We start from the raw sequence: 10,002 nt of genomic DNA on the forward strand, positions 1-10,002 counted from the left end.
CGGCTGTTGTCTTTATGCCAGTATCACCGATTTAAAGGAGCGGAGGATTAGGAACTTCTGCAGCCTTGGGTTGCTCTATTGCGGATTCATACTGCAGGTGATCTTCTGGCTTCAAGGTTGGATTCCGTTCTCCTATCTCATATCGGTGACGCTCGGCGGAGCTGTCCTGGCCTATCTGTCCTACATTTTTAACTTCTTTGCCCCTGGAGATGCGAAGCTGTTCTGGGCTGTTTGTGTCGCTTTGCCCCCTCTCCTTTTCAAATCGCCGAAGGGCTATATGTTTGCCCCTATCGTGTTGGGCGTTAACGTATTTATCCCTTATCTGGTCGTTCTGTTCATCTACGCCCTTTTTAAGACGGATAGGGAGGAGAGGTTACGCGTTATTCGAACCGTTACTTCTCCAAAAGCTATTCTTACAAGGCTTTTCGGCCTCTTCGGGTTTGTTGGGGTGGGGATCGCCGTTTCGGTAATCGTGGAGATAATAGCTTTGAAGCTTAGGCTTTCGATCGCCCCCGGCTCGTTCGTGAGATTTTTGCTGGCTATCGGGGTTTATCAGGCGATCATCTTCTGGGCGCGCTCCAAGGGGGTTGAAATTCTCGTCCCCCTCTTAGGAACCCTGGCATATCTTGTTATCTTCATCTATATGGGTTTTTCCGTCCCAAGAGGAGTTCAACATCTTCTTTTCATCCTAATCGGCATCTATGTTGGCATCTATGCTCTTTTGCGGCCGCTGATTCTTTCCCTGATAAACTCGGCGCTCGCGGAAGAAAAGGCGGGGATGGTACCCGCAACGATCGCCTTCGCCCCTTTTATCACACTGGGTGTCTTACTGACGGTCATATGTCGGGGGCCGATATATTCCTTTCTGCTCAGGTGAGGGATGATCAAAAATGGAATGGTTGAAACGGGCTTTCAGAAGGGTTACCGGGACGAAAGATTCATCCTCATATGCTCCCTTCAGTGAACCTGATTGGGAGAATTATGATGGGAACCCGTATAGGGTTATCTATATCCTTCGGATGAAAGAGGGAGTCAGGAAGTCCGAACTTTATGAGTTTCTAATCAGGGAGTGGCTTCCCGCTTTGAAAGGAGCTAGGGGTTGCATCGGCGTGGAGATAGTGGATGACTTTGCCCCTGGAAGCGGCTACACCCTTTTGGAGCTTTGGGAGACGAGGAAGGTTCACGATGAGGAGATTCCGAAACTTTGGTATGGGACACACAGGCATATCTTTGATAGACTGAAAGAAGTGGGGGAGTTTGTTTTTCTCTGGGAGGGGATTATCCTCCGGGAAATAAAGGGAAAGGAGGTGATTTAGGCATGATCAGCCATATTCGGGGGCTTTCGAGCAAAGCGCGTCTGAGGGAGTTCATCCTGAGCGAGTCTGGGGAGACCAACGCACAGAAGGCAGCTCAAGTTGGTGCTATCCTGGCCACCTCCGCTCTTGCCACCCTGCTGATGAGTGTGGAAACAGCGCGAGCAGGCTGCGATCCTACATGCGTTCAGTGCAATGACGATGCTGATTGCACATGGACATCTCCTGGACCGGGCCCATTCTGTCGCACTCGATTCTGTTTTGAGACCTGCGATTGTGTCAAAGCCTGCACGTGGTCTCAGGAAAATTCCTGCATACCTGACGATTCCTAAGCCCTTCAAGAGAAAGTACTCCTCCGAAGGGGATGTACTTATCCCCTTCGGAGACGCTTCCATATCTTACCGTAATTCGGGGATGAGAAAATGAGGTTTAGAGGGAGATTAACGTGTCTGATATTGAGCAGTGCCCTCTCTCTGAGCGGTGTAATGGTATTGATAACCGTTCAATCACAACCGCCCAAGAGAGCGAAAATCGCTTTCACCTCAAATCGGGATGGGAATTTCGAGATCTACTTGATGGACACCGATGGTGGGAATATCCAGAGACTAACTAACCATCCCGCCGATGATTGGCAACCGGCCTGGTCGCCCGATGGGAAAAAGATCGCCTTTGCGTCGAATCGCAGTGGGAACTTTGATATTTACGTGATGGATGCTGAGGGGGAGGGAGAACCTAAGAACCTAACTGATGATCCCGCGGCGGATGATGGGTCTCCAGCATGGTCACCTGATGGGAAAAAGATCGCTTTTGTCTCCTCACGGGATGGTAATCAGGATATCTATGTGATGGATGCGGATGGGAAGAATATCAGAAATCTCACCAAACATCCTGCGAGGGATAGATCCCCAACATGGTCACCCGATGGTAGAGAGATTGCCTTTCAGTCTGACCGAGATAAACATGAGGCGATCTATGTGATAGATATGGACGGGGAAATTGTCCGAAAGCTAGCTGATCAGGGAAATTGTTGGCACCCGGCTTGGTCACCTGACGGTGAAAAGATTGCTTTCCATTCGGCTCGGAGTGGAAATGCTGAGATCTACATAATGGACGTAAACGGGAGGAACCAACATAATTTGACTCATAACCCTTTACCTGACAGATATCCCATTTGGTCACCCGATGGGCGTCAGATCGCCTTCACACGACTGGAAGGTGGACAAGATGAGATCTACGTGATGGATGTAGATGGACGAAACGTTCGCAGATTGACCAATAATCCCTGGCATGATGTGGCTTCATCATGGTTTGATCCTACTGTTTCTGTCTCTTTCTATGATAAATGGATAACAATATGGGGTTGGCTTAAATGGTTCAACAAATGAGATAAAGGGTGGAGGCTGCAAAACATGAGCAGATCAACTCAGTATTCAAAGCAGCTTCAGCATATCTATCTTTTTCGCCAGGAAAACAGGTTTTTCTTAGCCGATCTTATCCGATACCAGGCGGTGGAAATTGATGAATTGACATGGCAAATTCTAAAGCGGTATGATAGACTCAGCGATGGCTCCGTCATTAGGGAGCTCAAATCTTCTTATCCTGAAGAGGAAATTCGATCCGCTCTAGAGCATCTTAAGAAGTTTGAAAGAGATAGGAAAGAATTTGAAATAACTCGCTCTAAAGAACGCCCTCGCTATTTATGCCCTAATCCTCAGACGTTTGTTGCAAATATTCGATATGGAACCGGGGGACTTCTAATTGCCTTACATTACCTTATCAAGGCTTTGGGAAAGTATTACGTCGATGTAGATATCTGCAGGGGGAAAAGCGAAACTCTTGATGAGGGTATCTACGCTGTCCCTTTTTACCCGGAGGACCCCGCCTTCATCGCACATTTGTTGAATGAGGATTATCGAGGTATTCTTCTCCAATCCACCCGTGACACTTTTATGATTCCCTTTTTGCGTTTTCTTCCTGTTCCTGTGGTAGTTCCTCTTTACGCCCTAAGGGGACATAGCGGCCTTCTAATAAATCAGGTTTTCCTCTGGTATAGCGCTTTGAGAGACTGCGACGCTTTCGTGGTTCCCACTAACTCCGTTAAATCGTTTTATGCTCAATACCTGATGGATGAGGGTTGCTTTTACGTCTCCCACTACGGGGTGGACCATGAGCTGTTTCGTCCAATGGACAAGAGGAAGGCGAAACGCAAAGTAGCTCAGATGCTCGGAGATGAACGTATTATGAAAAAGCCGATTGTGGGCTTCCTCTCCAGGTTACAACCGGAGAAGGGAGGTGGAACCTATCTGCAAATCGCCCGAATGATCCCCGATGCTCTCTTCGTGGCCGTTGCTCCCACCCTCATGTTCTATGAGCATGTGTCACTGCCGGACAACTTCATTTATGCAGGTCCGCAACCCAGGGAAAACCTACCTCTGTTCTTCAACGCCTTTGATATCCATTGTTTCCCGTCCGTAGTGGGGGAGGAAACGTTCGGCATGGTCGCCTTAGAGGCAATGGCCTGTGGAACACCTGTTGTGGCATCTCGTTTTGACGGAATCCCGGAGGTGGTGGGGGATACAGGTGTGTTGGTGCCGGCGGAGACTTACTCCGATGAGATGGGCAGCATAGCGGGTTATGTCTCAGCCGAGGAGATGGCAAAGGCGATCAGGGAGTTATTGGATAACCCGGAGAGACGGCTTCGCCTGGGCGAGATGGCTCACAGAAGGGCTTTAGGGTTCACATGGGAGAAAGCGGCTCGCGAGCTTGTGGAGCTTTTCGATGAGCTTAACCGTCGTCTTCGTTATCCCTCCCCTCAACGCCCTGAAGTATCGGTTTTCTTCACGCCTTTCCTTCACGAAAGCGATGGGAGTTTGGATTATCAATCTATTCTAGCCGGTATCACCGAAGATCGTAAGAGGCTCTTGATGTTTGAGGCATATATTCAAAGTGTGGAGGAGGGTCTGGCTTTGGCTCTGTTGAAACACCACACCTGGCATGAGGTTGAGGTTATACTGTATCGGTTTTGCGGCCGGGAGGAAGCGAAAACCCTCCTTCGCCGGGTTCGCCAGTTTCTCCAAGCCCTCTCAGTATAGGTTCTATTCGGAGGAGGAACCCATGGATGCCCTTGGTTTGCCCAGACGTCTCCATCGTCTTCACGAGTTCCAGTTTGAAAATCAGTGGTACATCGCCGATTTAGATGAAGGGATCGTTTTGCCAGCTCCAGAACCGATGCGGCAGATCCTGCATCTATGTGAATCCCATACCAGGAAGGAGATTCTGGAGAAATTAAGGGATACCTTCGACAGGGGTTATCTGGAGAGGATTTTTCTGTTACTCGAAGCTCTTGACATGCGGGGATATCTGTTTTCAAGCGTGAACGAGACCCGGTCCACCATCTCCTCTAAACGACTCCATCTATGTGTCAGCCCGAACTTCCTTCTGTTCAAACCTCAGACAGGTTTCATAACCCGCTGGGTCCATTACAACTTACTAACCGCCTTAACAAAATATGCCGACGTCTCTCTCATCCTCCCTAAGCTTTCAGGTGATCTGGGCGAGGAGACTTTATTCCCATCTGAAGGGGTGGAAAGAGTCCCGGTTAGCGAATGGTCGATGCGGTGTATCCTTCAAGCCGTTCCGTCAGACTGTGATGGTGTGCTTTTGCTCTCCCCTCTATCCACTATGGATCTGATGTGGTATCGACATGTGGATCTCCCGGTGGTCTCCTATATCCAGAACGAAACCTTATCATGGAGGACGAGCGTTAACGTCTCAATTCAGCATGCCTCCGTTATGCGGGAGTTCGATGCGATCACCGGGGATGCTCCCTGGATTCTATCCTTCTTACGGGATGTCGTCGAGGAGGTGCCCCCATTCACCCTTATCCTGCCAGGGACGGATAATTTACCCGCACCTCCGAATCTGGATAAGGATTCCTTCCGGAGGGAGCTTCAGGCCCGATTCCCACACAAAGTGGTGGGGGAGAAGCTGGTAGGGATGAGCTTGGAGCTTTCCAAGCCAGAGGAGATTTCGATTTTACCTGCCCTTTGTTTAAACCATCAAAACTGGACTTTTATCAGCCTTCATCCCCTCACAAGGCCGTTTATCGGAGACCGATTGCAGAATCTCTTATGGTTAGATTTGACCTCCCATCATGATCTGATGGTTTTAAACGCTTTCCTCTCCCGGATGGATGCTTTCATCTACCAAAACGCCCCTGGCATCCCTGTTCTGCCCCTTCTGATGGCGTTGAATGCCGGATGTTTTTGCGTCGTTTTAGGCGAGTTTCACGGGCTTATCGGTGAAAGAGATGCATTGCCTCATTTGACTTTCCTCGAATCGTATGCCACAGCCGGTAACCTCTCGGATGTCCTTGTTTCCTATCTCAAGGAGGAGAGGGTAAAAAGAGAGCCCATATCCCTCTCGTGGATGGAGTCAGCTCGAACTCTCGTACAGGTTTTCCACAAGTGTCACGGCAACCGGTTTGATCAGAAGCTTCGTTATGTGAACGTGAATCCGGTGTTCAAGTATCATTACGTAAAAAGCAGGGGAGCGATCGAAGTGGCGGCTTTCCTGCTTCCCGATTTATCGAATGTAAGCTTCGAATCAGCTTTGAAACTGACCATGGAGAGGGAGTTCTCCTCAAATGAGATTCAAACGGTTCTGAAATATATGCGCTCAAACAGAGGTGAGAAATGAGGATAAAGAGGAGATACATGCTGCTTTTATCCTTCATCCTATCCCTAGCTCTGGTTTCACCTATACTCTACCCCAAATGGAGCGAGAGAAGACGTCTGAAAAAGATCGAGGAGATAAGGAAAGAGGCCGTAAAGCAGGAAGGGATGGAGTTGAAAGATGCCTTGAAACTCTTCGAAACCGAGAACCCTTCCCTTATAATACTTTTCACGGGGAACACCAAAGGGTATCTGGAAACATGTGGGTGCTTTGAAGGTCAATCAGGAGGAGTTGCCAGAAGAGCAACCGTTATCAAAAGATTAAGGAAGAAAACCCCCATCCTGTTGGTAGACGCCGGAGGGATACTCCAAGGAGATGAACCACTGGACAGATTACGGACAAAGGTCTATCTCGAATGCATGAGGAAGATGGGATATGACGCTATCTGCCCGGAGGGTGATGAGATAGATCTTTTATCTAAATCCTCCATCACACTCATATCAGCGAACGTTCATACGACAGGGATTGTTCCATCTTTAATCAAACGGGTTGGAGGGGTTCAGATTGGCATTTTAGGGCTCTCAAAACCTGAAGGTGCGTATTCAGAGGAGGTGTTGATAACCTCACTCCAGGGGGAGCTATCTAGGCTCAGGAAGAAGGCGGATATAGTCCTGCTCCTCTCCAACCTGCCTGTCTTGGAAATCCGGAAGGTTGCTGAGGAGGTGAAGGGGATAGATTATATCATTTCAAGCGAGCGCGGCGATCAGGAAAAGATTGATGAGACATATCTTCTCTTCTCAAGCCCTAAAGGTGAGAGGCTTGGATTTCTGGCCATGAAACTGCCTTCAATGAAAACCTTCTCAGGGAGTATACTGCTGGGAGATGATGTGCCGGATGATCAGGAGATAAGAGCTATCCTGAATCAATTTTACAAGACAGTAGCACGAAACAAGAGATATCAGAGAGAAGGAAAGCTCCTATCACTTAACGGCAACAGATATATCGGCTCAGAGGAGTGTCGTTCATGTCACACCGATGAATACGATCAATGGTCACAGACGCCCCATGCAGGCGCATACAGAACGCTTCTCAGGAAGAACAGGTATTTTTATCCCGATTGCGTTATCTGCCATACAACCGGCTTCGGATACGAGACAGGGTACCAAATAGGAGACGAAAGGAGTAAAAAGCTGGCGGGGGTGGGATGCGAATCATGTCATGGGCCTGGAAGGAAACACTCCTTTAATCCGACAAAGGAGAATATCAAAGGTAAAGTCAGGCCTAATGTGTGTACACGTTGCCATACCCCGGAGCATTCCCCGGGATTTGACCGGTTGGAAAAACTGCTTTGGAAAGAGGTCGATCATTCCCAGAAGATTGTAAGTTTTGACCAGCTTATCGCCCAGCATGCTCGTGGGACGTTAAAACCTAAGCTTGAACTGTTTGTCATGAGTTTTTGCCCTTTTGGGGTAGCTGCTGAGAGGGAGCTGATCCCCAAAGTGAGGGAATACAGGGATAAAATAGATTTCAAGATATACTTCATAGCCGAAAAAGCCGAGTCAAAAAAGGAGGAAATTCCCTTCAAGAGCATGCACGGCGAGGCTGAGCTGATGGAGGATATAAGACAAGTTGTAATGCAGGAGCTTTATCCCGATAAGTTCTTCGACTACCTTCTCTGTAGAGCGAAGGATTTGAAAGCTTCATGGACAAAGTGCGCTGTGAAAGTGGGGATAGACGTCGGTAAGGTGAACAGAACTATAGAAAGCGGGGATGGCTTGAAATGGTTTGAAGAGAACATGAAAAGGACCGAGGAATTGGACATAAGAGCTTCTCCTACTCTCCTTCTGAACGGGAAAAGAGTATCGATATGGGGGATTCTGGGAAAGAGAAGGGGAGGATTATGTGAATAAATCTCAGGTGAAGGAGGTGATTTAGGTATGATCCGTCACATTCGGGGGCTTTCGAGCAAAGCGCGTCTGAGAGAGTTCATCCTCAGCGAGTCTGGGGAGACAGACGCCCAGAAGGCGGCTCGGATGGGGGCCATTCTGGCCACATCTGCTCTTGCGACTCTGCTTATGAACGTTGGAACAGCACAGGCTATCCAGGGAGATCCCAACTGTGTGACATGCAGTTTTGACGAAGATTGCAATGACCCACTTGGCATTGAGATATATTGCCGTCGTCGCTGGTGCGATTTCCCTGTTGTAGGAGTCGTGTGCGCAAGCGCATGCACAGCTGCTACAGATCACTATTGTCCATAAGCTATCCCTGGAAAGTGTTGGTCAAGCATGTCTAACAATTTCTCCCGCTGATGTGCTTTTGGTAGTTTCGTTGCATGCACAAAAGCCTGCACGGCTGCCCAATGGGATTACTGTCAACCATGAAAGCCATCCCGGAGGGGATACATCTCTTCTACGGATTGATAAAAGGGGGGATCGATATGGCACGGGGGAGACCATCTCCCATCTCTCTGATCCTGATAGAGGGATTGTTGTTATTGCTCGGTGTGACCATCTTGATATCGGCACAGCCTCCTGAACCGAGGATCGTTTTTCAGGGCCTCAATTGGAAGAGAGAGAAATTCTGGAATATCTACACTATGGATCTCAGGGGGGAAGAGATCAAACAACTGACTAACAACCCATGGCATGATGCCCGTCCTGATTGGTCACCTGATGGGAGGAAGATCGCTTTCTACTCAGGTTGGGATCTCGCCATCATGAATTGGGATGGAAGTGATTATCAAAGGTTAAACACGGGAACCTCCCTCCCCCAAGATCCAGATTGGTCTCCTGATGGGAAGAAGATCGCTTTTGCCGCCCTTGGAGTAGGGGGGCTCAATAAGGACATCTATGTTCTGGATCTTCAAACAGGTAAGGTTCGAAATCTAACTTGTGATCTAGGAGAGGATACATCACCCTCATGGTCGCCCGATGGGAGATGGATAGCTTTCGAATCCGATAGAGACCCACGGTTTTGGGACCCGGGAGGAGCAAGGTCGCGTGACATATACATAATGGACTCCGAAGGAGGGAACCTCAGAAACATAACTCAAACCAGAGGCTTGACGGAAGGTGAACCCTCATGGTCACCAGATGGAACACAGATAGCCTTCACGGTTCAGGGTGACCTTGCCCATACACATTCAAATATAGACATCTATCTCATGGATACAAACGGAGGTAGTCGGAGGAGGGTGACGGATTTTAAAGATAGGTATCCCGTCTACACGGCTTGTTATCCTTCATGGTCGAGTGATGGTCAGCATATATTATTTGCCCTGGGACATGTGCCGGTGGGGGATGAGGAAGGAGGACAGGATTTATGCATGATCGGCAGGGATGGGAGGGGATTCAGGATGATCTATCATAAGAGGGGGTTCCTGATAAGACATCCTGATATGTTCGGAGGGGTTGTGGGTGTGAAGGCTGTAAGATTGAAAAAAACGCTTTGGGGGGTTATGAAGAGTTCTCCATGATGCTATGCCACACCGATCTTTCCTTCTCTTAATCCTCGCAGGAGGATCTTTATTGTTATTTACGGCTGCGCTTTCCATCCTCGCGCAGCCGTCCAGGCCTACCGTAGCTTTCCACGCTCTCAGGGTGCAAAAGGAGTGCATGAACATCTACACGATGGAACTTAATGGGAAGAAGATCGCTTTTGCGGCGGAGGTGGGGGGATTGCCCGACATCTTCGTGTTGGATTTGGAGAGGGGAGATTTGCGAAATCTCACAAACCTGAAAGCTAGAGACGCCTCCCCATCCTGGTCACCGGATGGCAGATGGATAGCATTTGCATCTGACAGAGATCCGCGGTTCTGGGACGTAGGAGGAGGGGCGTGATCCGTCACATTCGAGGGCTTTCGACAAAGACACGTTTTGAGGGAGTTCATCCCTCATAGCTCGGCGACCGCTTCCATCTCCGCCCTGTGTTCGGCCGGCCTGCCCTCGGCGGAGAGGAACCTGTAGTTGAACCTCAAAAGCACGTCCGTCACCTTATACGCCTGATAATCGGC

8 protein-coding genes are annotated in these 10,002 nt (G+C 49.1%); all 8 read left to right on the forward strand.

The genetic code is table 11. The features are described 5' to 3' along the window. On the forward strand, positions 1-877 hold an 877-nt coding region (locus J7M22_04795; protein ID MCD6505926.1), incomplete at its 5' end, for a hypothetical protein. Between the two features lie 13 nt (positions 878-890). Continuing rightward, positions 891-1,316 carry a hypothetical protein gene (locus J7M22_04800; GenBank protein ID MCD6505927.1) on the forward strand — a complete coding sequence of 142 codons (426 nt, stop codon included), beginning with the start codon at positions 891-893 and terminating at the stop codon, positions 1,314-1,316. 419 nt (positions 1,317-1,735) lie between these two features. Next, positions 1,736-2,698, forward strand: coding sequence for a PD40 domain-containing protein (locus J7M22_04805; protein ID MCD6505928.1), 963 nt, complete (start codon positions 1,736-1,738; stop codon positions 2,696-2,698). An 855-nt stretch (positions 2,699-3,553) separates the two neighbouring features. Beyond that, positions 3,554-4,405 (forward strand): glycosyltransferase family 4 protein, encoded by an 852-nt coding sequence (locus J7M22_04810; GenBank protein MCD6505929.1) that lies wholly within the window; start codon positions 3,554-3,556, stop codon positions 4,403-4,405. A 22-nt stretch (positions 4,406-4,427) separates the two neighbouring features. After that, positions 4,428-6,011, forward strand: a complete 1,584-nt coding sequence (locus tag J7M22_04815; GenBank protein MCD6505930.1) for a hypothetical protein — start codon at positions 4,428-4,430, stop codon at positions 6,009-6,011. Next, complete coding sequence (locus J7M22_04820) at positions 6,008-7,897, forward strand: hypothetical protein (GenBank protein ID MCD6505931.1); 1,890 nt, start codon at positions 6,008-6,010, stop codon at positions 7,895-7,897. The genes J7M22_04815 and J7M22_04820 overlap by 4 nt, the downstream gene beginning before the upstream one ends. A gap of 470 nt (positions 7,898-8,367) precedes the next feature. Further along, positions 8,368-9,465, forward strand: a complete 1,098-nt coding sequence (locus J7M22_04825; protein MCD6505932.1) for a PD40 domain-containing protein — start codon at positions 8,368-8,370, stop codon at positions 9,463-9,465. 52 nt (positions 9,466-9,517) lie between these two features. Further along, the gene (locus tag J7M22_04830; protein ID MCD6505933.1) at positions 9,518-9,829 is read left to right on the forward strand and encodes a PD40 domain-containing protein; all 312 of its coding nucleotides are present in this window, start codon (positions 9,518-9,520) and stop codon (positions 9,827-9,829) included. The last annotated feature ends 173 nt before the right edge of the window (positions 9,830-10,002 follow it).

Source organism: Candidatus Poribacteria bacterium (assembly GCA_021162805.1).
Taxonomy (GTDB): Bacteria; Poribacteria; WGA-4E; order B28-G17; family B28-G17; genus JAGGXZ01.

Coding starts and splice junctions, on each gene's coding strand:
- J7M22_04800 (MCD6505927.1), top strand. CDS start 891: ATGGAATGGTTGAAACGGGCTTTCAGAAGGGTTACCGGGACGAAAGAT.
- J7M22_04805 (MCD6505928.1), top strand. CDS start 1,736: ATGAGGTTTAGAGGGAGATTAACGTGTCTGATATTGAGCAGTGCCCTC.
- J7M22_04810 (MCD6505929.1), top strand. CDS start 3,554: ATGAAAAAGCCGATTGTGGGCTTCCTCTCCAGGTTACAACCGGAGAAG.
- J7M22_04815 (MCD6505930.1), top strand. CDS start 4,428: ATGGATGCCCTTGGTTTGCCCAGACGTCTCCATCGTCTTCACGAGTTC.
- J7M22_04820 (MCD6505931.1), top strand. CDS start 6,008: ATGAGGATAAAGAGGAGATACATGCTGCTTTTATCCTTCATCCTATCC.
- J7M22_04825 (MCD6505932.1), top strand. CDS start 8,368: ATGAAAGCCATCCCGGAGGGGATACATCTCTTCTACGGATTGATAAAA.